The organism is Aeromonas sp. SG16, assembly GCF_024436135.1.
GTDB lineage: Bacteria > Pseudomonadota > Gammaproteobacteria > Enterobacterales > Aeromonadaceae > Aeromonas > Aeromonas jandaei.
Genome location: NZ_JANFNW010000004.1, coordinates 23,645 through 49,621, shown reverse-complemented (window position 1 = coordinate 49,621; position 25,977 = coordinate 23,645). Strand labels below are relative to the sequence as shown.

23 protein-coding genes and 1 pseudogene are annotated in these 25,977 nt (G+C 61.8%); 15 read left to right on the top strand and 9 right to left on the bottom strand.

The genetic code is table 11. The features are described 5' to 3' along the window. Positions 1–14: 14 nt before the first annotated feature. Positions 15–1,220 carry a NupC/NupG family nucleoside CNT transporter gene (locus tag NOM67_RS11950; protein ID WP_042032686.1) on the bottom strand — a complete coding sequence of 402 codons (1,206 nt, stop codon included), beginning with the start codon at positions 1,218–1,220 and terminating at the stop codon, positions 15–17. Continuing rightward, positions 1,159–1,536, bottom strand: coding sequence for a hypothetical protein (locus tag NOM67_RS11945; protein WP_255937293.1), 378 nt, complete (start codon positions 1,534–1,536; stop codon positions 1,159–1,161). The genes NOM67_RS11950 and NOM67_RS11945 overlap by 62 nt, the downstream gene beginning before the upstream one ends. Positions 1,537–1,765: 229 nt before the next feature. On the opposite strand from NOM67_RS11945, the gene dbpA reads away from it, so the two are divergent. Further along, complete coding sequence (gene dbpA, locus NOM67_RS11940) at positions 1,766–3,145, top strand: ATP-dependent RNA helicase DbpA (RefSeq protein WP_071912521.1); 1,380 nt, start codon at positions 1,766–1,768, stop codon at positions 3,143–3,145. An 81-nt stretch (positions 3,146–3,226) separates the two neighbouring features. Next, the gene (locus NOM67_RS11935; protein WP_041209276.1) at positions 3,227–3,517 is read left to right on the top strand and encodes a YkgJ family cysteine cluster protein; all 291 of its coding nucleotides are present in this window, start codon (positions 3,227–3,229) and stop codon (positions 3,515–3,517) included. A gap of 18 nt (positions 3,518–3,535) precedes the next feature. Here the strand turns inward: NOM67_RS11935 and NOM67_RS11930 are convergent, their stop codons facing one another. Beyond that, positions 3,536–3,928, bottom strand: a complete 393-nt coding sequence (locus NOM67_RS11930; protein WP_255937292.1) for a hypothetical protein — start codon at positions 3,926–3,928, stop codon at positions 3,536–3,538. A 267-nt stretch (positions 3,929–4,195) separates the two neighbouring features. On the opposite strand from NOM67_RS11930, the gene NOM67_RS11925 reads away from it, so the two are divergent. Next, positions 4,196–5,590: a PepSY domain-containing protein gene (locus NOM67_RS11925; RefSeq protein WP_255937291.1), complete on the top strand. Its 1,395-nt coding sequence runs from the start codon at positions 4,196–4,198 to the stop codon at positions 5,588–5,590. 75 nt (positions 5,591–5,665) lie between these two features. Here NOM67_RS11925 and NOM67_RS11920 read toward each other — a convergent pair whose 3' ends face one another. Continuing rightward, a complete protein-coding gene (locus NOM67_RS11920) occupies positions 5,666–6,571 on the bottom strand; it encodes a 1,4-dihydroxy-2-naphthoate polyprenyltransferase (RefSeq protein WP_041209279.1) in 906 nt (301 codons plus the stop codon). 207 nt (positions 6,572–6,778) lie between these two features. Here NOM67_RS11920 and NOM67_RS11915 point away from each other — a divergent pair, with 207 nt between their 5' ends. The 8 genes and pseudogenes from NOM67_RS11915 to NOM67_RS11880 all read left to right on the top strand — a co-directional run. Then, positions 6,779–8,098, top strand: a complete 1,320-nt coding sequence (locus NOM67_RS11915) for an isochorismate synthase MenF (protein ID WP_255937290.1) — start codon at positions 6,779–6,781, stop codon at positions 8,096–8,098. Between the two features lie 32 nt (positions 8,099–8,130). Then, on the top strand, positions 8,131–9,879 hold the full coding sequence (gene menD / locus NOM67_RS11910; protein WP_255937289.1) for a 2-succinyl-5-enolpyruvyl-6-hydroxy-3-cyclohexene-1-carboxylic-acid synthase: 1,749 nt from the start codon (positions 8,131–8,133) through the stop codon (positions 9,877–9,879). Then, positions 9,839–10,633: a 2-succinyl-6-hydroxy-2,4-cyclohexadiene-1-carboxylate synthase gene (gene menH / locus NOM67_RS11905; RefSeq protein ID WP_255937288.1), complete on the top strand. Its 795-nt coding sequence runs from the start codon at positions 9,839–9,841 to the stop codon at positions 10,631–10,633. Before menD ends, menH begins: the two co-directional genes overlap by 41 nt. After that, positions 10,626–11,486, top strand: coding sequence for a 1,4-dihydroxy-2-naphthoyl-CoA synthase (menB, locus tag NOM67_RS11900; protein WP_041209282.1), 861 nt, complete (start codon positions 10,626–10,628; stop codon positions 11,484–11,486). Before menH ends, menB begins: the two co-directional genes overlap by 8 nt. Next, positions 11,486–12,415 (top strand): o-succinylbenzoate synthase, encoded by a 930-nt coding sequence (menC, locus tag NOM67_RS11895; RefSeq protein ID WP_255937287.1) that lies wholly within the window; start codon positions 11,486–11,488, stop codon positions 12,413–12,415. The genes menB and menC overlap by 1 nt, the downstream gene beginning before the upstream one ends. Further along, the gene (locus NOM67_RS11890) at positions 12,408–13,802 is read left to right on the top strand and encodes an AMP-binding protein (RefSeq protein WP_255937285.1); all 1,395 of its coding nucleotides are present in this window, start codon (positions 12,408–12,410) and stop codon (positions 13,800–13,802) included. The genes menC and NOM67_RS11890 overlap by 8 nt, the downstream gene beginning before the upstream one ends. 260 nt (positions 13,803–14,062) lie before the next feature. Continuing rightward, a complete protein-coding gene (locus NOM67_RS11885; protein WP_255937284.1) occupies positions 14,063–16,810 on the top strand; it encodes a collagenase in 2,748 nt (915 codons plus the stop codon). 176 nt (positions 16,811–16,986) lie between these two features. Next, positions 16,987–17,769: pseudogene (locus NOM67_RS11880) on the top strand (vancomycin high temperature exclusion protein); the annotation flags it as partial. Between the two features lie 105 nt (positions 17,770–17,874). Here the strand turns inward: NOM67_RS11880 and NOM67_RS11875 are convergent. After that, on the bottom strand, positions 17,875–18,891 hold the full coding sequence (locus NOM67_RS11875; RefSeq protein WP_124243185.1) for a chemotaxis protein: 1,017 nt from the start codon (positions 18,889–18,891) through the stop codon (positions 17,875–17,877). A gap of 183 nt (positions 18,892–19,074) precedes the next feature. Between NOM67_RS11875 and NOM67_RS11870 the strand changes: the two genes are divergently transcribed. Beyond that, the gene (locus NOM67_RS11870; RefSeq protein WP_255937282.1) at positions 19,075–19,794 is read left to right on the top strand and encodes an SDR family NAD(P)-dependent oxidoreductase; all 720 of its coding nucleotides are present in this window, start codon (positions 19,075–19,077) and stop codon (positions 19,792–19,794) included. 7 nt (positions 19,795–19,801) lie between these two features. On the opposite strand, the gene NOM67_RS11865 is transcribed toward NOM67_RS11870, so the two are convergent. Beyond that, positions 19,802–21,868 (bottom strand): tRNA(Met) cytidine acetyltransferase TmcA, encoded by a 2,067-nt coding sequence (locus NOM67_RS11865; protein WP_255937281.1) that lies wholly within the window; start codon positions 21,866–21,868, stop codon positions 19,802–19,804. Next, a complete protein-coding gene (locus tag NOM67_RS11860; RefSeq protein ID WP_201930457.1) occupies positions 21,865–22,176 on the bottom strand; it encodes an HlyU family transcriptional regulator in 312 nt (103 codons plus the stop codon). Before NOM67_RS11860 ends, NOM67_RS11865 begins: the two co-directional genes overlap by 4 nt. 137 nt (positions 22,177–22,313) lie before the next feature. On the opposite strand from NOM67_RS11860, the gene NOM67_RS11855 reads away from it, so the two are divergent. From NOM67_RS11855 to NOM67_RS11845, 3 genes are all read left to right on the top strand, one after another. Next, a complete protein-coding gene (locus NOM67_RS11855; RefSeq protein WP_104016567.1) occupies positions 22,314–22,520 on the top strand; it encodes a bacterioferritin-associated ferredoxin in 207 nt (68 codons plus the stop codon). A gap of 83 nt (positions 22,521–22,603) precedes the next feature. Further along, a complete protein-coding gene (bfr, locus tag NOM67_RS11850) occupies positions 22,604–23,080 on the top strand; it encodes a bacterioferritin (RefSeq protein WP_033115562.1) in 477 nt (158 codons plus the stop codon). A 172-nt stretch (positions 23,081–23,252) separates the two neighbouring features. Next, on the top strand, positions 23,253–23,711 hold the full coding sequence (locus tag NOM67_RS11845; protein ID WP_033115561.1) for a methylglyoxal synthase: 459 nt from the start codon (positions 23,253–23,255) through the stop codon (positions 23,709–23,711). A gap of 269 nt (positions 23,712–23,980) precedes the next feature. Here NOM67_RS11845 and NOM67_RS11840 read toward each other — a convergent pair whose 3' ends face one another. Together NOM67_RS11840 and NOM67_RS11835 are read right to left on the bottom strand one after the other, a co-directional pair. Then, entirely contained in the window at positions 23,981–25,132 is a 1,152-nt protein-coding gene (locus tag NOM67_RS11840) for an iron-containing alcohol dehydrogenase (protein WP_041209296.1), read from the bottom strand. A gap of 143 nt (positions 25,133–25,275) precedes the next feature. Beyond that, positions 25,276–25,731, bottom strand: coding sequence for a hypothetical protein (locus tag NOM67_RS11835; RefSeq protein WP_033115559.1), 456 nt, complete (start codon positions 25,729–25,731; stop codon positions 25,276–25,278). Between the last annotated feature and the right edge of the window lie 246 nt (positions 25,732–25,977).

The window sequence follows — 25,977 nt, the reverse complement described above, 5'->3', positions numbered from 1 at the left end:
GTGCCACTAGAGGATCAGAGCATGATGCCTGCGATAACTGCGGAGAGCAGGCTGACCAGCGTAGAACCGTATACCAGCTTCAGACCGAAGCGGGAGACCATGTTGCCCTTCTCTTCGTTCAGCGCTTTTACCGCACCGGCGATGATGCCAATGGAGCTGAAGTTGGCGAAGGAGACCATGAAGATGGAGAGGATGCCGACGGTGCGCGGAGAGAGCTGAGCAGCAACCTTGCCCAGATCCATCATGGCCACGAACTCGTTGGTCACCAGCTTGGTCGCCATGATGGAGCCCGCTTGCAGCGCTTCACCACTCGGGATACCCAGGATCCAGGCGATCGGATAGAAGATGTAACCCATTACGTACTGGAAGTTGACGCCAAACGCCATCTCGAACAGATAGTTGACCAGTGCGATCAGGGCGATGAAACCGACCAGCATGGCAGCCACGATAACGGCGACGGAGAAACCGGCCATGATGTACTCGCCCAGCATCTCGAAGAAGTTCTCTTTCTTCGGAGTATGGTGCTCGTCACCCTCGGCCAGCGCCTTGGCGTCGGTCACGGTATTGTCCGGCTCGTAGGGGTTGATCAGTGACAGCACGACGAAGGTACTGAACATGTTGAGCACCAGCGCGGCGACCACGTAGCGCGGCTCGATCAGCTGCATGTAAGCACCGACGATGGACATGGAGACGGTGGACATGGCTGTGGCGGCCAGGGTGTACATCTGCTTCTCGTTCAGGTGCGGCAGGATGTTCTTGAGCGCGATGAAGTTCTCGGACTGACCGACGATCATGGAGCTGATGGCGTTGAAGGACTCCAGCTTGCCCATGCCGTTGATCTTGGCCAGCACGGTACCGATGCCACGGATCACCAGCGGCAGCAGACGGATGTACTGCAGAATACCGATCAGCACGGAGATGAAGACGATAGGCATCAGCACCATCAGGAAGAAGGAGAAGGCCCCTTCGTTGACCAGACCACCGAACACGAAGTCGGTACCCTGTTTGGCAAACTCCATCAACTTGGTGAAGCCGGCGGCAAAGCCACCCACGACTGCCAGACCCACTTCGGAGTTCAGCATGAACCAGGCCAGCGCCAGTTCGACCACCAGCAGTTGGCCGATATAACGCAGCTTGATCTGTTTCCAGTTGTGGCGGTTAGCCAGCAGAGAGAGGGCAAGGACCATTACCAGTCCGAGCACAAAGTGAACGTATTCCATACCAGTAGCACCTGAGTAAATTGTATTTTTTGACGGCGCCATCATAGACATTTGCATATTTAAAAATCAGATAGCCATCACAATCCTGCTCAATAATATGCATGCCAGATAATACAAACGTTTTTAAATTAATTAAGCAATAAAAGCATATTAATCGTGCAACATCACCACCAACAAACTTCATATAAAACATAATGATAGAAAATAAACGAATGTAAGCAACGATACCGGCCGATATTTTCATATCATTTTCATAACAGCCAGTTAATTGCTCTACCCCCATTTGCGCCGTTTTTTCACCCGATAATTTAATCACCCCAAGCGAAAAACGTTTATCTGCGATGAATAATTAAAAACACGTTTAAAAAATACCGGCTATTTATTCCCGATCTCTCGTGTTTGTTACTTTGGCGACAAATGACCCCGAGATGACCCGATGCGGACCAGTCGTTCAAATTTCCGCCACATCCTGCGCCGGATTCTGGTATGATGCGCGCCCCTGGCGCCATGGCGCTGCCCGTTTTTCTCCGAAATAGAGCCTTTTTGTGAACAACAGCGAATTTAGCAGCCTGAACCTCTCCCCCGCCCTGCTCGAGAACCTCACCACTCTGGGTTATCTGCAGATGACCCCGATCCAGGCTCAGAGCCTGCCTCTGGTACTCGACGGCAAAGACTTGATCGCCAAGGCAAAAACTGGCAGCGGCAAGACCGCAGCCTTCGGCCTCGGCCTGCTCTCCAGCCTCGACGTCAACCGGCTCGAGGTACAGGCGCTGGTGCTCTGCCCGACTCGCGAACTGGCGGATCAGGTGGCGACCGAGATCCGTCGTCTCGCCCGCACCCTGCCCAACGTCAAGCTGGTGACCCTGTGCGGCGGCACCCCGACCGCACCGCAATCCGCCACCCTGAGCTTTGGTGCCCACATCGCCGTCGGCACCCCGGGCCGCATTCTCAAGCATCTGGAGCAGGGCACTCTGGAGCTGGACAGCCTCAAGACGCTGGTGCTGGATGAAGCAGACCGCATGCTGGACATGGGCTTTGGCGAAGATATCAACCGGGTCATCAGCCATGCCCCGCGCGACCGGCAGACCCTGCTCTTCTCCGCCACCTATCCGGAGGGGATCGCCCAGATGAGCCGCGGCGTGCAGCGCAATCCGGTTGAGGTAAGCGTAGAGGCACTCCATGAAGAGAGCGCCATCGAACAGAAGCTCTATGAAGTACCGGCCGGCCAGCGCCTCGACGCCCTCACCTGGCTGCTGAGCCACTATCAGCCAAGCTCCTGCGTGGTGTTCTGCAACACCAAGCGGGCCTGCAATGACGTGGCTGACCATCTGGCCGCCAAGGGCTTCTCGGCACTGGCGCTGAACGGCGATCTGGAGCAGCGTGAGCGGGATCAGGTGCTGGTGCGTTTTGCCAACGGCAGCGCCACCATTCTGGTCGCCACCGACGTGGCGGCTCGCGGCCTCGACATCAAGGAGCTGGGCGCCGTCATCAACTACGAGCTCACCTATGACCCGGAAGTGCACGTACACCGCATCGGTCGTACCGGCCGCGCCGGTCAGCAGGGTCTGGCCCTGAGCCTCTATCAGCCGAATGAAGCGCAGCGGGTCAACCTCATCGAGGAGTACCAGCAAGCACCGATGCCGCTGGGGGATCTCGATGCCATCGGCCGTGCTATCAAGCCGCTGGCGCCGCAGATGGTGACCCTCTCCATCGATGCGGGCCGCAAGACCAAGGTGCGCGCTGGTGATATCCTGGGTGCCCTGACCGGTGAAGGCGGCATTGCCGGCGCCGATGTGGGCAAGATCCAGATCTCCGAGCAGTACTCCTACGTCGCGGTCAAACAGAGCGTGGCCAAGGCTGCACTCAAGCGGCTGCAGGAAGGCAAGATCAAGGGCCGCAGCTACCGCGCCCGCAAACTGGGCTAAGGTTCATCCTGCCCGGACACAGGCGCCGTCACGGCGCCTGTTTCATATCCATCAATGCCGCTATCCGGCCAGAGAGACAACATGCCCCGGACAACCCAGCCAGCCGTCAGCTGCCAGAATTGCGAAGCCTGCTGCTGCCGTCTCGAAGTGATGATCATTACCGATACCGGCGTGCCGGATCGCTATATCGAGGAGCGGGAAGGTGAGGTGCCGGTTATGCATCGGTTGGAAGATGGCTGGTGCGCGGCGCTCGACCGCAACACCATGATGTGCCGCATCTATGAAGTTCGGCCGCTGATCTGCCGCGATTTCGAGATGGGGGAACCCGACTGCATCGACGAGCGGGACAAGTGGTTTATCAACCTCAGCTGACGTGAGTGGATCGGCTGCTCACACTTCGCAGAGCGATAGCTGCTGCTCCAGCCAGCGGATGGCGGCCCCCTCCTGCTCGAAATAGCGCACCGCCCGAAACGGCAAGCCACTGAAAACTTGATCGGCCAGATAGCGCTTGAATCCCCCCGACAACACAACCGCCAGAAAGAGACAACCGTTCTCGGCGCACCAGCCAAACTGGCGGCGAAAACGGCTCAGCACCTCAGGCCCGGCCGCTTCAAACTCGGTCGCCACCTCGACGATTCCCCAGGGATGCGCCGCCAACCCGGTCAGCTCACGGGCAAAGTGCGCTTCATAGGCGGCGGCCCCCGCCAGATTGAAGGGGCCGCTCGGCCGACAGATCATCATCTGTCCCCTGCGCTCCATCTCGAATTGACCGTGCGGCTGCATCCTTGCGTCCCTCTTTTTATTGGCATCCGAAATCTGATTGTTACCATAACGTAATAATTTATATGAAAAAGTCCAGATAAATCCGGTCTCCCTCCAGCCCTTCCCGAACGGGTTATGCCTCGAATATCCCGCTGGCGGCACCATCTCCCATGGTCAGACGAATAGCCAGAATGTGTGATTGCAGTTAACGAAACGTTGCTGCTATTATCCGCGCCACCACAAACCTTCCACCTACAGAAATGTTTGAACACTCAACAAGGACGGGCAATGAAAAGCAGGGATTCTAACCACTACCAGCGGATCTGGCGCTGGCACTTCTATGCAGGGCTCTTTGTCGCCCCCTTTCTGATCCTGCTGTCACTGACCGGGATCGTCTATCTGTTCAAACCCCAGCTCGACAACCTGATGTATCCCGAGCTGATGAAGGTCACCCCCGCCAGTCAAACCCTGAGTGCCGACCAGCTGCTGGCCAAGGCGATGATCGCCATGCCGGACGCCAGCCTGCGCAAATACCTGCCGCCCGCCAGCCCGGATGCCAGCGCCCAGTTCATCGTCAATCAGGGGGATCGCGAACTGACCCTGTTTCTCGATCCCGCCAGCGGCGCTCTGCTCGGCACCATGGATAACAAGTGGAACCTGCAGGCAGTCGCTCGCGCTCTGCACGCCGAGCTGCTGCTCGGTACCACCGGAGATCGGCTGATCGAGCTGGCAGCAGGCTGGGGCATTGTGTTGCTGCTGAGCGGACTCTATCTCTGGTGGCCCCGCAAGGGGCCCGGTGTGGGTGGCATCCTCTGGCCCAGAGTGAGCCAGCGTGGCCGCCTCTGGTGGCGCGATTTGCACGCCGTTATCGGCTTCTGGGGCGCAGGTTTCCTGCTGCTATTGCTGTTGAGCGGCATGACCTGGACCGGCTTCTGGGGCGACCAGTTTGCCGCAGTCTGGAACCGCTTCCCGGCCGCCATGTGGAACGAGGTACCCAAATCGGCACCGCTGGCCCGCAGCCTGAATCAGGCCCACGAGCAGACCGTCCCCTGGGCGGTGGAGAACACTCCCATGCCCAGCTCGCAGCCGGTTGATGAGGGGCACGATCACGGCGCCATGAACCACGGCGAGCACGAGGGAATGGTGATGGCCAGCCAGCGGATCCCGCTGCAACAGGTGGTGGATATCGCCACAGCCCGGAAGGTGAGTCCGGGGTACAGCATCACCCCGCCGGTCGGCACCACCGGTGTCTATACCATCGCGATCTTTGCCGATGATCCGCGCAACGACGCTACCCTGCATATCGATCAATACAGTGGCAAGGTGCTGGCCGATGTGCGCTGGCAGGATTACGGCCCGGTCGCCAAAACGGTGGAGAGTGGCGTCATGCTGCACATGGGCAAGCTCTACGGCTGGCCCCACCAGCTTGCCATGCTGCTCATCTGCCTGATGGTGCTGGCCAGCGCCGTGAGCGGTCTGTGGATCTGGTGGTGCCGCCGCCCGCAGGGTCGTCTCGCCGCACCGCCGCTGCCTGCCAAACTTCCGCCGATGCGTGGCGCCATCACCCTGCTGATCCTGCTGGGCATTGCCTTCCCGCTGGTGGGCGCCTCGCTGGTCGCCATCTGGCTGCTGGATACCCTGCTCTTCTCCCGCCGGACTCCGGCGCTTGCCAAGGCCAGCTGAGCTGCCTCGATAACGATCAAAAAGGGCTCCCGTTCGGGAGCCCTTTTCATTTATCGCCGTTCCATCCAGTAAGTCTCAGGAGAGCGCCAACCCGATGGAGAGCAGCAGGCTGAACAGAAATGCGCTGATGGCAGTCTTCTTGAGGGCACCGGTCAGCACCTCGCCATCGAAGCTTTCGCGCAGGGTTCTGGCGGCATCGGTGAGCGGCTTCATGGCGGGCAGGAAGATCCACGGCCAGAAGCTGGCGGGCTGGGTCAGGATAAAGGCGATGGTCGCCAGCAGCGCCGCCCCCAGCAGAACCCAGTGATAGGCGATGGCACGATTGCGGCCAAGGCGTACCGCCAGAGTGATCTTGCCGCTGGCGGCATCGGTCTCGATATCGCGCACATTGTTGATGTTGAGCACCGCGGTCGCCAGCAGGCCACAGGCTGTCGCAGGGAGCAGCAGATCCAGCTCAAGCGTCTTGGTAAAGAGGTAGTAGGAGCCGAGCACCCCGAGCAGGCCAAAGAAGAGGAACACAGAGATGTCGCCAAAACCGCGGTAGCCGTAAGGAGTCTTGCCAACCGTATAGGTCACTGCCGCGACAATGGCCGCACCACCCAGCACCACGAAGGTGAGGATCTGCAACCACTGGCCACCAAAGGCGCAACCGAGCAGCAGCAGGCCGCTGGCCACCGCAGCCAGCGCGGTCAGCGCCATCGCCACGCACATCTGCTTGCGGGTGATCAGGCCGGAAACGACTGCCCGTTGTGGCCCGATCCGTTCACCGTTGTCGGCACCGGAGACCGCATCGCCATAGTCGTTGGCCAGATTGGAGAGGATCTGCAGCAGGATGGCGGTCAGCAGGGAGAGCGCCATGATGGTGCCATCGAAGGCACCGCGGCTGGCAGCCAGCCCGGAGCCCAGCAGGATGGAGGAGCAGGCGAGCGGCAAGGTGCGCAAACGCGCCGCCAGCAACCAAACAGATACGTTATTTGTCATATTGTGATGGCCAAACTATCGGATATTGATCGGATTAAGGGTTATCGAACCGGATTTGGGTATACTTGGCCCCTGAGAGTGCAGCACCCTCGGGCGATTTACATGGACGAATGGGCAGATAATATATAGGAAATCATCGCCTTTGGCATAAACCTACGGCATCCCGCTGCGGGATCGGCCGTTACTATCCGGCTCAGACAAGAATCCATGTTGGCTCAGACCCATATCAAGCAACAACTGGACGCCCTGCGTCACAGCAAGGCCAGCGGCTTCGTGCGGCTGCGCGTGACGTTCGAGATCCGCTCTTTTCTGGGCTGGCTCGCGGCGCAAACCCTCTATCCGCGTATCTATTGGCATGCCCGTGGCCAGAGCAGCCCCGAATATGTCGCGCTGGGCGCCATTCAGGAGCTGACTGCGCCGGAAGATATCCGTCAGGTGTGCAGCAACACGGCAGAACCCCATGATGACAGCCCCCGCTACTATGGCGGTCTGGCGTTCGACCCGACCCAGCCAGGCTGGCAGGGCTTTGGCACCTGTCGTTTCGTACTGCCACGCATCGAGCTGGTGCGCCGCGGCGAGTGCGTCAGCCTCTGCCTCAACCTCTGGCTGACCGGCGACAATCTGGAGCAGGAGTTGCAGGCGGCCGAAACCGCCCTCGATGCGCTGCAACCGGAAGCGCCGCTGCCCCCGCTGCAAAAACAGCGCTGGCATCGTCACGACTGCCCCGGCCCCGAGCGCTGGCAGACACTGGTGGAGCGCGTCACAGCCCCCGACTTTCAGGCCAGCACCCCCAAGGTGGTGCTATCGCGCGAAAGCGTGCTGACCAGCCAGCACGACGCCGGCCAGATCAATCCCTGGGCCATGCTGGATCAGTGGGCCAACCACGCACAGGATTGCTTCCACTTCGGTTTTCAATTCTCTCCAGAGCAAGCCTTTATCGCCTGCTCCCCCGAGCGGCTCTACCGCCGCGAGGAGCGCCACCTATTTACCGAGGCGCTGGCGGGCACCATTCGCCGCTCCGGCGACGAGGCAACCGATGAAGCGCTGGCCACCGAGCTGCTCACCGACAGTAAAAACCGGCTGGAGAACCGGCTGGTTCACGCCGACATCCTGAGCCGACTGGCGCCACTGGCCCACGATGCCACCCTGACCGAGCCGCGCATTCTCAAACTGCGGCTGCTGCAACACCTCAAGTGCGATATCGAAGCCGAGCTAAAACCCGGCGTCTGTGACTGGCAACTGCTCGACGCCCTCCACCCGACTCCGGCGGTAGGCGGTGCCCCGCGCGAGGCGGCGCTCGCCTTTATCCGCGAGTTCGAGCCCTACGAGCGCGGCTGGTATGCCGGCGCCTGCGGCATGCTGAGCCGGGAAACCTCGGAGTTTTCGGTCGCCATCCGCAGCGCCCGCATCCAGCCCGGCAGCGTCACCCTGTTTGCCGGTGCCGGCATCGTCGCAGGTTCCGAACCTGCCGCAGAGTGGGCCGAGCTCGACAACAAGATCGCCAATGTGCTCTCCCTGCTGGGATAGTCATTTACCCTTTTCACGCCACGAGAGCCCCTATGCCCACCCGTAAAGAGCCAGCCAGCGAAGTGTTTGCCTGCCGCCCGTTTTCAAATCAGCACGCCACCTTCAACCATGTCTGGTCCTCCCTGTTGCTGGAGGAGCTCTTTCGCCTCGGCGTGCGCGATCTGGTGCTGGCTCCCGGCTCCCGCTCCGCGCCGCTGACCATGGCGGCTGCGGCACATCAGGGCTTTCGCCGCCATCTGCACTTTGACGAGCGCGGCCTCGGCTTTATGGCGCTCGGACTGGCCAAGGGAAGTAATCGCCCGGTGGCGGTGATCATGACCTCGGGCACCGCGGTGGCCAACCTCTGGCCCGCGGTAGCCGAGGCCCAGCTCACCGGCGTGCCGCTCATTATTCTCTCCGCCGATCGTCCCCACGAGCTTATCGACAACGGCGCCAATCAGGCGATCGACCAGCAGGGGATCTTCGGCCGCTACCCCGTCTATCAGCAAAACCTGCCAAGCCCCACTCCGACCATTCCGGCGGCGTTTGTGCTGAGCTCGGTGGATCAGGCGCTGGCCAGACAGGCGCTCATCCCCGGGGTGGTGCACTTCAACTGCATGTACCCCGAGCCCCTCTACCCGGGCGAGCACTATCAGGATTTCTCCGACTATCTAGCCCCCCTTGGCAACTGGCTCAGCTCGTACAAGCCCTGGAACCCCTGGCAGCAGAGCGAGCCGACCTGCCCACCGCAGGCAGAGTGGGAAAACTTTCGGCAAAAGCGCGGCATCGTGGTAGCCGGTCGCATTACAGATCCGGAGCAAGCAGAGGCTGCCGCCGAGCTGGCGGAGCGACTTGGCTGGCCGCTGCTGGCCGATATCCAGAGCCAGCTGCGCTTCGATCGCCGCAATCTGATCGAGCTGGATCTCGCCCTCAACAATGCTGCCGTGGCCGCCGAGCTGGGCCGTGCCGAGGTGCTGCTGCAATTTGGCGCACGACTGGTCTCCAAGCGCCTTGGCCAGTTCATCAAGCAGCAGGCGTGGCACGACTACTGGCTGGTGGACCCGCAGCCGGCGCGGCTCGATCCCGACTACCGGCTGCGCAACCGCCTGCTCTGCAGTGCCGGCGCTTTTGCCTCTGCCCATCCGGTCACCGCCAGCAAGGCTCCCTGGCATCGGTTGCCAACGCTGCTGCAACCGGTCGGTCAGGCAATAGCCGCCGCCTGCGAGCGCTTCTCCGAGCTCGGAGTCTGCCATCGCATCAATAGCCTTATCGAGGGGCAGCTCTTTGTCGGCAACAGCATGCCGGCCCGGTTGATGGACATGCTCGGCGAAACGGGCAAGGGGCCGAGCCGGGTGATGACCAACCGCGGCGCCTCCGGCATCGACGGCCTCATCGCCACCGCTTACGGATTTGCGCAAAGCAGCAACCAGCCCACCACCCTGCTGATCGGCGATCTGAGCGCCCTGCACGATCTCAACAGCCTGGCCCTGCTCAGCAAGGCGAGCCAGCCGCTGGTGGTGATCCTGCTCAACAACGATGGCGGCAGCATCTTTCGCATGTTGCCGGTGCCCACCGAAGGGGAGCTGCTGGAGAGCTACTACCGGCTGCCCCACGGCCTTAGCTTTGAACATGCCGCCGCCATGTTTGGCCTCGCCTACCGCGCGCCGACGACCCTGGCCGGGTTCGAGCAGGAGTACGGTTTGGCCCTCAAGGGTGGCGTTACCCTGATCGAGATCAGGGTACCGAGCGAGCAGGTGGCCGATGATCTCAAGGCATTGGGAGCCACCATCCGTGAGCTGTAACGACACACCGCTGGTTCTGCTGCACGGTCTGCTCGGCGATGCAAACGACTGGCAACCGGTCATTGACCGCCTGCCCGGCCACCACTGCATTGCCCTCGACCTGCCGGGTCACGGCCTGCATCACGAGCTGCGGGTCAACGACTTCGAGCAGAGTCACCAGTGGCTGTGCCGCGAGCTAGCCAGTCGCGGTATCGAGCGCTACCTGCTGGTCGGCTACTCGCTGGGCGGGCGACTGGCCCTCTACCACGCCAGCCGTGAGCCGGTGGGGCTATCGGGACTGCTGCTGGAGAACTGCCACCCGGGGCTGCCAGCCGTTGAGCGGGCCGCCCGTATCGCCCACGATGAGAGCTGGGCAGGGCGCTTCGAGCGCGAGCCCCTGGCTGACGTGCTGGAAGACTGGTATCGGCAGGGGGTATTTGCCGATCTCGATGAGACAGCCCGTGCTCGCCAGATCGCTCGCCGCCTTGGCAACGATGGCCAGGCCGTGGCCGCCATGCTGCGCGCCACCTCCCTTGGTAAGCAGCCGGATCTCGCTTCCTGGCTGGCGCAAGGCGGGTTGCCAGTCACTTATGTCAGCGGCAAGCGGGATCACAAATTCCATCAGCTGGCTTGCCTCATGGCGAGTCAGCATCGCAAAATCAACCACTTGGAGCTGGATGGCGGCCACAACCTGCATGCCCACCAGCCCGAGGCTTTTGCCCGACTCCTTGCGGAGTGGGTCAACCAACAACAAGAAGAGAAGAGTCATGATTGAAGCAATGACTGAAGCGGAACTCTACGCACCTGTCGAGTGGCGTGATTGCTCCGCCGGTTACGAGGACATCCTCTATCACAAGTCCGGCGATGGCATTGCCAAGATCACTATCAACCGTCCCCAGGTACGCAACGCCTTCCGTCCCCGCACCGTCAAAGAGATGCTGCAGGCGCTGGCCGATGCCCGTTATGACGATCAGGTCGGTACCATCATCCTGACCGGTTTCGGCGAGAAGGCCTTCTGCGCCGGTGGTGACCAGAAGATCCGTGGCGACTACGGTGGCTATCGCGATGACGAGGGGACTCATCACCTCAACGTGCTCGACTTCCAGCGCGACATCCGCACCTGCCCGAAACCGGTGGTGGCCATGGTCGCCGGCTATGCGGTCGGTGGCGGCCACGTGCTGCACATGATGTGTGACCTGACCATCGCCGCCGACAACGCCCAGTTTGGCCAGACCGGCCCGAAAGTGGGCTCCTTCGACGGCGGTTGGGGCGCCTCCTACATGGCCCGCATCGTCGGCCAGAAGAAAGCCCGCGAGATCTGGTTCCTCTGCCGCATGTACGATGCCCGGCAAGCCCTCGACATGGGTCTGGTCAACACCGTCGTACCGCTGGCGGATCTGGAGCGCGAAACCGTGCGCTGGTGCCGCGAGATGCTGCAAAACAGCCCGATGGCGCTGCGCTGCCTGAAGGCGGCCCTCAATGCCGATTGTGACGGTCAGGCAGGGTTGCAGGAGCTGGCTGGCAATGCCACCATGCTGTTCTACATGACCGAAGAGGGTCAGGAAGGGCGCAACGCGTTCAACGAAAAACGCCGTCCCGACTTCTCCAAATACAAGCGGAACCCCTGATGACACTAGCCCTCTATCGCTATCAACTGCCTTTTACCCAGCCACTGACCTTTCACGGCAAGGTGGAGGTGGCGCGAGAGGGGCTGTTGGTGCGCATCAACGACGGCTGGGGGGAAATTGCCCCCCTGCCCGGCTTCTCGCAAGAGAGCCTGCAACAGGCGGAGCAGGAAGCACTCGCCGCTCTGGCGGCCCTGGCCGCCGGAGATACACCGAATCCCGCGCTGCCGTCGGTGCAATTTGGTCTCGACTGTGCACGCCGCAAATGGCCGGAACAGAGCAACCCGCTGCCCGCGCCTTACCCCCTTATTCAGGGCTCGCCGCAAGAGCTGCTGAAAAACTGGAAAGAGTGGCTCCACAGCACCCCCAGCAAGGCCAAGCTGAAGGTGGCCCGCTATCCGATGCGTGACGAGCTGGCGTTGATCCGCCTGCTGTGCGATCGGGTGCCCTCCCTCAAACTGGTGCTGGATGCCAACCAGGGCTGGACCCGCGAGGAGGCCTGGACCTTCTGCGGCCATCTCGATCCGAACCGCATCGAGTATCTGGAAGACCCTTGCGCCGACTTCGCCGATATCGCCTTCGTTGCCAACCGCACCGGCATGCCGGTGGCGCTGGACGAACTCCTGGCGCAGGGCAAACCGTGGGAGCCTATCCCGCAGTTGAAGGCGCTGGTGCTCAAACCCACCCTGCTCGGCTCGCTGGCAAACATCGAGGCGCTGGTCAACCGTGCCCGCGAACTGCGGCTCAAGGTGATCATCTCCTCCTGCTTCGAGTCGGGTCTCGGGCTGAATCAGCTCGCCCGTCTGGCGGGTGAGTGGGCGCCGGAGCAGGCACCCGGTCTCGATACCCGCCGCTGGATGGCGGGTGATCTGCTCGATAGCGATGGCAAGCCCGACGTGAGCCAACTGACCCAGCTGTTTCTCCGTGATTGAGCCCGCCCACAGCAAGGAACCCTGCCCGGTACGCCACTGGGCAGGGCTCACGCCCGACCATATCGCCATCCATGGCCCGACCCCGCTCAGCTATCGCCAGCTCGATCGCCACATCAACAGCCTCTGCCAGCAGCTGGCACAAGCTGGGCTCCAGCGCGGCGATCACCTTGCAGCGGTAGTGCGCGGCGCGCAGCAGGATGTGCTGCTGGCGTGGGCCTGCGTGCGCAGCGGCATCATCTTCTGTCCACTCAATCCCGCCTTTCCGCCGGCGCGGCAGGCAGAGCTGGCAACCCTGCTCGATGCCACTGCCTTCTGGTCGACTGGCGAGATCCCGACGGGCAGCTGGCAAGCCTTGCACCTCGATTTCACTCATGAGCTGGCAACGGATGAAAGCAGCTGCATGCTGGCGCCAGCCCAGCTCAACAACATGATCCTCACCTCGGGCTCCAGCGGTACGCCGAAGGCCGTGGTACACCGGCTGGCCAACCATCTGGCTTCGGCTCGCGGTTCAGCCGATCTGATCCCCCTCGATCAGGGGTGCGGCTGGCTGCTCTCGCTGCCGCTGTTTCACGTTGGCGGTTACGCCATCCTGTTTCGGGTCTTTCTGGTGGGTGCCACTCTGGTGCTGGACGATCGCACTCAGCCGCTCAAGGCGCGGCTTGAACAGCAACCCATCACCCATCTCTCGCTGGTGCCGACCCAGCTCTGGCGCCTGCTGGCAGAGGGCTTTGACCCAGCCCGCACCCGCCTGCGCGAGCTGCTGCTCGGTGGTGCCGCCATCCCGCAGCCACTGGTGAGCCGTCTCTGCGCCATGGGGCTCGAACCCAAGGTGAGTTATGGCCTCTCCGAGATGGGCAGTCAGGTCTGCACCACCATCCCCGGCAATACCGGTGTGGTCGGCCACCCGCTGCCGGGACGGGAGGTGTGCATCAGGGAGCAGGAGATCTGCGTGCGCGGTACCACCCTGTTTGCCGGTTACTATCGCGATGGAACGCTCGATCTACCGCTTAATGGGGATGGCTGGTTTCATACCCGTGACAAGGGCCACTTCAGCGAGAGCGGCGAATTGGTGGTAGAGGGGCGACTCGACAACCTCTTTATCTCGGGGGGCGAAAATATCCAGCCCGAGACCATCGAGCAGCGGCTGGTGGACCACCCGGCCGTCGCCCAGGCACTGGTGGTGCCGGTGCCGAGCGACGAGTGGGGACAGCGCCCCGCCGCCTTTATCGACTGGCACGGCGAACCGGTCCCCTACCCCGAACTGGCAGCCTGGATCCGTGCCACCCTGCCCGGCTTTATGGTGCCCGACCGCTGGCTCCCCTGGCCCGATCTAGGCGGTAATCTCAAACCCCAGCGCAGACTGTTTCAACAGTGGGCCATTGAATAACCGAACAGCGGCGGTTGACCCAACCGACGGGAGTAACACCGGCAACCTGATGTGATGTTGCTCCCATTTTCGTGATTTCATTTCATACATGAGAATGTCTCATGTGAGCCTTTACTACTGCTGAAGCGCCCTCATACCACCCGCCCGAAAAATAAAGCACATCTTATTGATTTTTATCTTTTTTAAATCGCCATTGATGTTCTTTTGAATCCCTATAAATTGCCTGTCGGTTACAACGCAGACAATAACAAGGGATAAAAATGAATCGTTCAGGTTCCGGGTGGCTGCTATTGGCAGCACCTCTGCTTTTTGCCTCCTCAACACAGGCCAACTACTCCCCCAGCGACTGGCAACAGTACCAGCTGACCGGGGAGTCGAGCCGGCAACTCACCGCGCGCATCACCGAGATCACCTACGAGCTCAAGGCTCGCAGCACCAGCGCTCCCTATCAGCAGCTCAGGGTCTATCGCCGCTTTGACTGGCAGGGGAGCGACCTCGCGGCCCTCGCCGAGCTGCAGTGTGGCGAGCCTCAGCTCAGGGTAGAATCCGGCTGGCAGATCCGCTTCGTCCGCTGTGAAGATCGGGTTCCGGCCGGCAAGCTGATCCCCGCCAGCAGCTATGACTTCGGCTATGGCATGAAACAGGGCCGCTGGGAGCAGCTGGCTGGCACGCCGACCGCCACCCGCCAGGATCGCCTGCCACTCCCCTCTGCGGTGATCCTGGGGCAGAGCGAGCGCGAACTGGACCGCTGTGAGCTCAACGCGCAGGGGCGCTGTGCCGAGCCGGAGTGGCACTATCAGCCACAGGATTGGCAACAGCTGCATGTGCTGGAAGAGAGCCCCAGCGAACGGGATGGCCGGCTGGAGCAGATCTTCTTCCGCCTGCAACCAAACAACGGATCTCAGGCGGCCGCTCAGGTGAGCGAGATCCACGTCTGGCGCCGTTATCAGTGGCAGCTCGATCAGCTCACGCCACAGCAAGAGTGCGACGAACCGCAGGAGCGCAAGGAGGGAACCAACACCATCCGCTATCGCATCTGCCGTCAGGTGATCCCGGCTGGCAGCAACGTCTCCGTGACCCTCAGGGACAGTGGTTACCAATACTCGATCGCCGGAGCCGAGTGGCAGCCGCTGCCGGAAACCGACGAGTGGCAAGAGAGCCGGGTACTCAACCGCCCCATCATCCTTGATAGCAAGGAGGAACAACTGGAGTGTCGCCGCGCCAACGGCCGCCCCTGCTCGGAGCCCGAGCAACCCGATACGGATCTGCTCGATGCCGACGCAGCCAAGCTGGTGGCCGATGTGAGCGGGCAGAACAGCCCAGCGTGGCAGCCGGACTATGGTCACGACGATGCCAAGCTGATGGCGGTGGTGCGTGGCATGCGTGCCCTGCTGGCAGCCAATCAGCCGACCCATCCGGCGATGGACAAGCTGCTCTACTATGTGCGCGCCCACAACTATCACGGCGGCATCAAGCAGGAGAGCGATCAGGTCGCCCGCGCACTGGCTGGCGTCATGATTGACCTGCTCAACCACCCCTTGCTGCTGGGCGCAGAACCGCAGGATCAGGCCGGAACCGTGCTGGAGGCATGGAGTGTGGCCGCCCAGGGGCAGCTGGGGCAGGAAGCCTTCCGGCAAAGCGCCGCGCCCATGCTGGCACAGCTCAATCAGGCGCTCGGCTATGCAGTGCAACATGCGGCACAGATCAATGGCCACAAGCCCTGGGCTGACGGGCTGTTCGAACTGCTCAATCTGGTCGATCAGAGCGCATCCTATGGCCAGCAGGCGGACTTCACCGCCACCGTGCTGGCGCAGGAAACGGCCATCCGCCAGAACCTGCGTCTGCTCGGCATGAGCGAGCTGGCACTCTGGAAACAGCGTGACGGTTCGCGGGATCTGTTTATCTTCAACAACATCCTCGATGCCCACAGCCGTCTCTATCAGATGATGCGCTACACCAGACCGGACGAGGCAAACAGCTATCGCCAGCAGCTCGACCGCGATGTCATCGCCATCATGCGCCAGCACGGGCTGGTTCCGGGAGGTAATCAGCCCGCAGCCCTGCTGGAAGAGGTCTCCCTCACCCTCTCCAGCTACTACCTCACCTACACGGATCGCACCAGCGAAGCCTGTGTCAGTGGCGAGTTTGCCGGGCTCTGCACCCCAATCCGCATGGAGGATATCCTGCCCTTCGAGCACACCTGTTCACCGACCCTGCGCCTGCGCGCCCAGGATCTCACCCAGGCTCAGGCCGAAGGGATCTGCCGCGAGCTGGGTGAGGAAGAGCAGCATTTCCACCAGCTGATGGAAACCGGCGAACAACCGGTGGCGGATGATCACAACGAGGCGCTGGAGCTGGTGATCTTCAACTCCTCCGCCGACTGGAGCCGGTACGGCGGCGCCCTCTTTGGCGTCTCCACCGACAATGGCGGCATCTACATCGAAGGTGATCCGGCTCGGCCCGGCAATCAGGCCCGCTTCTTTGCCTATGAGGCCGAGTGGAAACGCCCCGCCTTCCAGGTGTGGAACCTGCGCCACGAGTACATTCACTATCTCGACGGCCGCTTCAACCAGTACGGCAGCTTTGGCCACTATCCCCTCAATCGCACCACCTGGTGGGCCGAGGGGGTAGCGGAGTACATTGCCCATGGCCAGTGCTTTGCCAGAGGTCTGGACAATGTGAGCAACCGCCCCGCCAACCAGCGGCCGACTCTGGCATCCATCCTGCACCTTGATTACGACCAGGGGGGCGAGATGGTCTACTCCTGGTCCTACACGGTGCACCGCTTCCTCAACGATACCGGTCGCAATGCCAGCTGGCTGGCGATGGCGCAGGCACTGCGCAATCCGGATCGGCAGCAGGCGCTGAGCGACTTCGAGGCGGAGCTCGACAAGCTGATCGCCAATGACAGCGCCGCCTATCAGGAGTGGCTGAGCCGGGATCTGCTGCCCTGGTGGCAAGCCAACAAGGAGTCGGAAGCCTGCAAGGCCAATGACTCGGCTCACTGATCCGGGCCTGAAAACGTCGAGGGGCTGCCAGCGCAGCCCCTCTTTATATCCGTGATTTCCTGCGACAAGCCCTGCCCCAATGCGTCCCGCTACTGCTATCAAGCCTGACGCCAACAGCCGAGTTGTAATAGAATGCCGGAAGCCATTCCCAATTTCAGACCCAAACCGCATCGCGCATGAAGAAGTTTGCCAAGATCCTCCTCGCCTGCCTGCTGTCACTGCTGGCCCTGATTGCCTCGGTGCTGGCCTATAGCGAGTGGATCGTCTCGGATGCACGCCACTACACCTTCGACAAGGTGAGCGACGTGCCATACAACCGGGTTGCCGTGGTGCTGGGCACCTCCAAATACCTCTCGGGCGGTGGCCCCAACCACTACTTCAAATACCGCATCAAGGCGGCGGCCGAGCTCTACAACAATGCCAAGGTGGACTACATCCTGGTCTCCGGCGACAACGCCACCCTGCAGTACAACGAACCGCGCCAGATGCGGCGAGCCCTGATCAAGGCGGGGATCCCGGCCTCCGCCATCTACATGGATTTCGCCGGCTTCCGCACCCTCGACTCTGTGGTCAGAGCCAAAGAGGTGTTCGGTCAGGATCGCTTTACCGTGGTCTCCCAAGGCTTTCACAACGAGCGGGCCATCTTTATTGCCCGTCACTTTGGCATCGATGCGGTCGGCTTCAACGCCGATGATCCCAGCGCCTATCAGGGCATCCGTACCAGGATCCGCGAGGTGTTTGCCCGGGTGATGGGGCTGGTCGATCTCTACGTGCTGGACAAGGGGCCCAAGTTTCTCGGCGAACCCGTCCATATCGGTCTGCCGATCCCCTGCCTGTCGCTCAGCACCATCGGCACTGTGCAGCCCTGCATCAAGCCGCCCAAGCCTGCCGAAGAGCCGGCCAAACCGGCTATCGAACTGCCGGTTGCCCCCTCAGCAGCCAGTGCCAGCGTTGCCTCCTGAGGGTGACGCTTGATCAGGAAAAAACTGCCTGACCTTCGGATAACCAGTAAAAGCAAAACGGCCACCCCATGGGGTGGCCGTTTTCTCTTGGCCAATCCGCTATCAGATATTGTTGGCGGGCGAAGGGAGTGCTATCCCCAGCAGCATGTGATCCATCATCCCCACCATCCGCCCAATCTCGGGTTTGGTGATGGTATCGTTCGCCCCCAGTTGCAGCGCCTTCTGGCGGTTGTCATCGCTCATCAGCGAAGAGAACATCACGATGGGCATCTCCTTGTAGGAGGGGGTCTCCCGCAACCGCTTGAGCAGGTGCATGCCGTCCATGCGCGGCATCTCCACATCCGTTATCACCGCATTGACGAAGCCGGTCACCGGCATCCTCTCCTCCTGGGCCAGACGATCGAAATCCGTCATCATCTCCAGCCCCTCTCCCCCATCCTTGGCCGTGATCACGTTATAGCCGGCGGTGCGCAGGGTCGTTTCGATCATCTTGCGGATAAAGGCCGAGTCATCCACCACCAGAATAGTTTTGCCCTGACGCAGCGCCATCATGCGATCGTCGATGAGCACCTTGCGATCCTGAGTGACGTCGTACTTCTCCATGCTGAGCTCGGGGTTGATATCGGCAATGATCTTCTCGAAATCGAGGATCATGATGAGGTTGCCATCGCGCCTGACCACCGCCACCACGCAGTCATTCTCCCCCGCCTCCAGAAACTGGCTGGGTGACTCCACATCCTCCCAGGAGACCCGGTGAATCCGGCTGACGCTGTCGATGAGAAAGCCGTTGGCCATCTTGTTGAAGTCGGTGACGATCACCACCTTGTGGCTGGGGTCAGGGTTGGTCTTGATGCCGAGCCACCCCGCCAGATCCACCAGCGGGATGAGGCGATCCCGCAGGGAGAAGACCCCCACCATGTGGCGCTGGGCGTTGGGGTAGTCGGTAGTCTCCGGCACTCGGATCACCTCGCGCACCTTGGCGACGTTGATCCCGTAGTAGGCGATCTTCTCGCGCCCGTCCGGCAGCTGCTTCTTGAGGTGAAATTCGATGATCTCGAGCTCGTTGGTGCCGCTCTCGGTCAGAATGGATTTACGCTCTTCCCCGTCTTTAGCCATCATGGTGACTCTCATGCTCTGGTTGCGCAGGCAGCACTCCGCTGCGGTTTTCCCTCAGTATAGGAATGGAATTCACCCAGCGGCTCGGATCTCGGCAAGATTGCAGCCTTAACCGCTTGATCCCGCAGGCTGGCACGATCGTATCTGCCAATCAGGACAAATCCATGCGCTGATAAGGAGCCAGAGATGAGTGAAGGTGTCGTCGTGATTGGCGCTTCTGGCGGTATCGGGGCGGCGCTGGTCGCACACTGGTTGGCGGCGGGTGTCGGGCCAGGGATTGCTATCAGTCGTCAGCCCGCACCTGCTGGCCTCTCATCGCCGGGTCTGCACTGGCTATGTTGCGATTACAGCGATGAGCAGATGGTAGCTGCGGTAGCCCGTATCGCGGAGTTGGCGCCGCGACCCCATCGGGTGGTGATCTGCAACGGCATCCTGCATCAGGGGGAGATCCAGCCGGAGAAGCGGCTGGAAGCACTCAATCTCGATGCCATGACCCGCCTCTACCAGACCAACGCCTTGCTGCCGCTGCGCTGGATCAGCCAGCTGTTACCACTGTTTGGCCGCGAGCCTTGCACTCTGGCCGTTCTCAGCGCCCGGGTCGGCAGCATTGGCGACAACCGGGCTGGCGGCTGGTATGGCTATCGCGCATCCAAGGCCGCCCTCAACATGCTGCTCAAGTGTGCCGCCATCGAGCTGGCCCGGCGGGCCCCCGGCGTCAAATTGCTGGCCTTCCATCCCGGCACCGTGGATACCCCACTCTCCCGCCCGTTTCACGCCAATGTACCGGCGGGAAATGTGCAGAGTCCCGAGCGGGTGGCCGGCCATCTGGTTAACCTGATGAACCGGCTGCAACCGGATGGAGAACTGAGCTTTCTCGACTGGCAGGGCAAACCTATCGAGTGGTAGGGCAAACCTATCGAGTGGTAGGGGAGATCAGGAGACGCGCCAGCAGTGCCCGCAAACTCTTGATCACTGCGGGCTTGCCCGCCAGTTGCAACCTCGCAGCCAGCGCCCCCCACTCTGCGTATTGCCAGATGGGGGCAATCAGCAGAGCACGCTCGTCAGGAGTCAGTGAAGCCAACACATCCAGATTGCCCGCCAGCCACAACTGCAGGCTGGATTGGCTCAGTTCGAACGGCTTGTGGTGCAGGGCAAAGCATTCAATCTCGTCGCGCTCGAACTCACCAAGCTTGGGCGCGGTGACGGTACTGCCTTGGAGGCATTGCCATACCAACTCGGGATCCAATCCTTTCAACTCACCCGCTAGCAAGGTCGGCAGCTGGCGTACAAAACGCTGCTGCCATTGATTCAACTCGGTCTCATGCTCGGGTTTCAGCGCTTTGAGCAGCAGGGCAGCGTGGCAGCCGCTGGCGGCATCCCGCTGCAGGCCGATGCGCAGCACCGCCAGCCCGGCCTTGCGCCAGAAGGGGAGCAGGTCAGCGCTGGCCGAAAAGGCAGAGCCGAGGTAGTCGATGCCAATCTGGCGATAGTGCTCCTCAAGCTTGCCAAGCAGCAGCGACCCCAGACCGTGGCGATGCAGCTCGGGGTGGATGGCGATGCGCATCACCCGGGCGTAGCTGCGCCCCCCCGCCGTTTTGAAACCGGCGTGGGCCAGCAGCGACTGGGGCAGCAGATGGCCACGCGGACGGCGACGCCCGGCCCAGATCGCCTCGGCAAGTTCAGGGTCTATCCCCCCTTCCCGCGCCACCAAAGCCACTCCCAGCAGGCTCGCATCCTGCTCCAGCAGATGGATGTCGAGATCCGGGCTCTCCAGCAGGGATCTGAGATCGCTCGGCGTGGTCTGGTAGTGAGCCAGCACCAGCAGGCCGAACAGCTGGTTGAGCAACGCCTCGTCGCTCGCCAGCGCCTCCTGACTGACCAGACGCCAGCTCGGGCTGGTCGGCGGCAAGGGAGTTGCCACTTCGGCATTGAGGCCGAGCAGGCGGAAAATCAGCGGCTCCAGCGGATCGCGCTCACTCCAGCGGATGGGCTCAGAGAGGTGGATCTCCTGCCACTCCGGGGTCTGGCTATCGAGCACCCGCTTGAAGCGCAGGTGAAAACCGCGCCCCGTCCCTTCGTAACCGTGCTCGGTGGTGGCAAACACAATGCGGCTGTGGCGGGCCAGCATGGCCTCAAGCAGCGGGGTCGGAATGGCGGCCGCTTCATCCACCAGCAGCAGGTCGGAATTCATCGCCTCGTGCACCAGCCGATCTGGCGAACAGTAGCTCAGCCCGGTCAGTTGTTCTGGCGTGCAATCAAGCCCACGAGCAGCATGGGCAAACAGAGTGGCGACCGTTGCCTGCGAGGGAGCCGTCACCACTATGTTCAGCCCGGGTTGCTGGCGCAGCAGTTCGGCGGCGGCCAGGCCCAGCAGCGCACTCTTGCCGCGACCGCGGTCGGCGCTCAGCACCAGCGGCCGGCGGCGATGACCGTACAACACCTTGTGGATGGCGGGCAGTGCCCATGCCTGATCGCAACTCAGCCTGCGCTCCGGCCCAAGCGGTTGCCACGGCAGCGAGCAAACCGGCGGCTCCAGAGAGAGGGCAGGATCCCCGTCCAGCAACCGCACCAGCCGGGCGATAAAGCCGTGACCGGCCCGACCGGCCTCCTCTGGCTGGGCCACCAGCCGAATCCGGTCGGGATCCGGCCATGCGGGCCAGCTCTCTCTGGGCGGCGTCAGCAGCAACAGCAAGCCACCGGCGCGCAGAGTGCCCGCCAGCGCCCCGAAGGCGTCGGGATGAAAGCCGCTGAAGGCGTTGAACACCAGCGTGTCACACTCCTGACCGAGCCGCTGCAGCGCCTTGGCGGCGGGTTGCGGGGCATAACACTCGGGCCCGGCGCCCAGCCAGAAGACAGTCTCGCCGAGCAGGGATTGGGCGCGGGCAATGCAGTCGGCCTCCTCCCCCTCCAACCAGATCAGGCGCCGCTCGCCGGCGTGGGCCAGCGCCTCGCGCAGGCTGTTGAGCTCAGGTGGTGTCATGAGCTCTGGCTGTCAGCCGGTTTGCGGGGCTCGAACATGCGCTCCCCCATCTGATCGATAAAGGTGTGGGCCTTCTGCACCATGAAGCGCTCGGCATCAGCCGGGTTGGCAAACAGATCGGAGCGGATAAAGCGATGGGTTTGCAGCACGCCGTCCACCTCTTTGGTGATGCGGCCCGCCAGCCGGTACTGACCACCTTCGGCCATGGGTTCCGGATAGATGAGATAGCCGGCATATTCGGTGGGGGTGACTTCCGCAGCCTTGGCTGGCTCGCCCCCGAACAGGGCGCTGAACAGTTTCTTGAGCATGATGGTTCCCTCTGTATCAGGGCATTCTCCCCAAGGGGGTGGGAAGTGGCAAGCGGGGGATCTTATTACCAATGGTTATTTGCATTGCGAACAACTCTCATTTAGATTTCACTCAATTTCATATGAGGTAAACCACCATGTACGTCTGTTTGTGCCGCGGCATCACAGATACCCAGATCCGCAAGGCGGTGCAGTCAGGTAACAGCGAGTTCCGCCAGCTCAAGCAGTCGCTCGAGGTGGGCGCCCAGTGCGGCAAGTGCGTGCGCATGACCATGGAGATCATCGCCGCCGAGCTCGACAAGATGGAGCAGGAGCAAACCCCGCTCTACTACGAAGTGGCCTGATCCGCCGCCATCCCGAAGTCGTCATGTTTCTCGACTAAGCTCTGATGATTGCCACCTCAGGCACGAACCAAGGAGCACTGTCGATGAAAGGAGACCCCAAGATCATTGCCCACCTCAACAAGGTGCTGGCCAATGAGCTGATTGCCATCAACCAATACTTCCTGCACGCCCGCATCTATGATGACTGGGGCCTCAAGGCGCTCGGGCACAAGGAGTATCACGAATCCATCGACGAGATGAAGCACGCTGACGAGCTGGTCAAGCGGGTACTGTTTCTCGAGGGGCTGCCCAATCTGCAGGATCTCGGCAAGCTGCGCATCGGTGAAACGGTGGAAGAGATGCTGCGCTGCGACCTCTCGCTGGAGATGGATGCCATTCCCGACCTGAAAGTGGCCATCGCCTACGCCGAATCGGTGCAGGATTACATCAGCCGCGACCTGTTTCAGGAGATCCTGGAAGATGAGGAGGAGCATGTGGACTGGCTGGAGACCCAGCTCGATCTCATCGATCGCATCGGGCTGGAGAACTACCAGCAGGCGCAGTTGCACCACGGCTCCTGACCCCCCAAAGAACTCAAATGAAGAGACCCGCTGCTGGCGGGTCTCTTCATTTGGGCCACCATTGCCCGAAAACTTTCCGGCAGGATCACAGTTAATACGCCCGACACAGCATCTGTCATGGCTTTCGATTAGGATACGGCTCAATTCCAATCACAATGCTACGGATACCTTCATGGAACAGATTGCACGCGAGATGGCACCCCACAAGCGGGTGGCACTGGTCGCTCACGACAACATGAAAACCCCTCTGCTGAACTGGGTCATGCGCCGCAAGGAGGAGCTCAAGCTGCACCACCTCTATGCCACCGGCACCACCGGCACCATGCTCGGCAAAAAGGCCGAGTTGCCCATCACCTGCCTCTTCTCCGGCCCCATGGGTGGCGACCAGCAGCTTGGCGCCCTGATTGCCGAAGGGAAGATCGACGTACTGATCTTCTTCTGGGATCCCCTCAATGCGGTGCCGCACGATCCGGATGTGAAGGCGCTGCTGCGACTGGCTGCGGTGTGGAACATCCCGGTTGCCACCAACGAAGCGACCGCCGACTTCATCATGGACAGCCCCCATATGCGGCAGGCGTTCAGCGTGCAGATCCCGGACTACGCCGGCTACCTCAAGGCACGTACCGAGTAACAGATCTGCCAGATACACCAAGGGCCGCAGCAAGCGGCCCTTGTTATTGCCGGGGATAGCCCCCGGTCAGCGCGGGTTGACCGGAAGATCGGCCAACGGGATTTGCCGGCACTGATGAAACAAGCCGCTGGTGTGGTCGCGCGATTATCTCACTGGCGCAACAAACAAATTTTATAGCCAGCGTTTATTGAAACAATCTTGTTTGGCGCTGACGCCTGCCACTCAGGCAGAGGGATGAGAGCAAACCTCCGATCGTCCCTTATAGCCGTTCAAAGCGCCTGGGCGAGGATCCGCGCTACCTGATCCGGGTCGATATCCTGCTGCTCCCCGAGTGCGGTACGCCCGACCCGCTTGAGGTTGGAGCAGACTGCCGGAATACAGCTTTCGCTGAGGCCATAGTCAGAGAGGCGGGTGCCAAGCCCCATCTGCTGGAAGAACTGTTCGGTGCGGATAATCGCCTCTTCGATGCGCAGGGCATAATCCTCGCGGCTGGAGTGCCACACCCGCTCGGCAAACTGGGCCAGCTTCTCCTGCTTCTGCGCTGCCCGCTCCCGCAGCAGGGCGGGCAGCACCACCGCCAGACTCTGGCCGTGGTCGAGCCCGTAAAGCGCCGTCAGCTGATGGCCAATGGCGTGAGAGGCCCAATCCTGCGGCACCCCGCAACCGATAAGGCCGTTGAGCGCCAGACTGGCCGCCCACATCAGATTGGCCCGCACCTGATAGTTGGTCGGCTCAGCCAGCGCCTTGGGGCCGTTCTCCACCAGCACCAGCAACAGCCCCTCCGCCAGTCTGTCCTGCACCTCGCCTCCCACCGGGAAGGTGAGGTACTGCTCGGCGATATGGACGAAGGCATCCACCACCCCGTTGCCGGTCTGGCGCGGCGGCAGGCTGTAGGTGGTGGTCGGGTCGAGCACCGCAAATTGCGGCTGCACCAGCGGGCTTCTGAAGGAGATCTTCACATCCCCCCGGCTCACCACCGAGGTGGGATTGCTCTCGGAGCCGGTCGCCGGCAGGGTCAGCACGCAGCCCATCGGCAGCGCCTTGTGCACGCTTGCCTGCTTGCCGCAGATATCCCAGGGATCATCCCCCTCGTAGCAGGCGGCCGCCGCGACAAACTTGGTGCCATCGACTACCGAGCCGCCACCGACCGCCAGCAGGAAGTCGATGCGCTCGCGCTTCACCTGCGCCACCGCCTCCATCAACAGCTCGAATCTGGGGTTGGCGCCGATGCCGGAAAACTCCTGCCACGTCACCCCCTCCAGCGCCCGGGTCAGCTGCTCATACACCCCGTTCTGCTTGATGCTGCCACCGCCGTAGAGTACCAGCAGCCGGCTGCCGGGCGGGATCAGTTCGGGCAGGCTGGCGATCTGCCCCTCGCCGAAACAGATGCGGGTCGGATTGGCATATTGGAAGTTGTACACGGCGGACTCCTCGACTGGCTCAATGCGCGGACATTGTGCGCCTGTGGGGAGGTGAGGTCAAAAGAGGTGGCAGAAGCTTGCCCATCGGCGGTCGACACTGGCCCATCTGTGCCGACCGGGTATCTCTCACAACAGTGACTGGATCAGGCGGTTTTGGCCTCATCTTTGGATGAGCTCTTCTTGCCGGTCAGGCGATCCATTGCCTCTTTCAGCATCGCATCTTTCTGCTCGTTGAGCGGCTTGCTCTGCTCGGCCCGCTCTTCCGGGGTCAGCTTCTTGTTGTCGGCAATAGCCTTGAGTTTGTCTTCTATCTCGTTGAATTTCTTGCGATCAAACCCGAGCGCCTTGTCCACCAGCTGCTGTACCACGCCCCCCTTATCGGAGCTCATGTCGAGCGCCGGCGGCAGCTTGCTGTTCTTGGCCAGATGTTCATAGGTGAGCACCTGCTGGGCCTGACCGGTCATGCGCTGGGTGGAGAGGCTGACCATCTCCTCCCAGCCACCACCCTGCCCGCCGCTACTGGCACTGTTGAGGGTGGCGAGGGCGCGGTTGTTGGAGGCGCTCTGGGCAAGCTGCTGGCTGTAGGGTTTGATATCCATGAAGACTCCCGTTCTGTGTGCCGACCCGCCGAAGCGGGCCGACTGAATGCGGCGCTATGGGGTCTGGCCCCACCTTTGACAATAAAACCAGCAAGTTACAGGCCAACTTGTCAGATTGGGCGAGATCCCCGCTCTGGCAAGCTTGCCTGCGGTTACAGCCCCGACGCAGCGTCAGAATCATGACTCATCCGCTGCTTTCCCCCCAATTTCCGACACATACCGCTGCCTCAAAAACGCTGCACCATA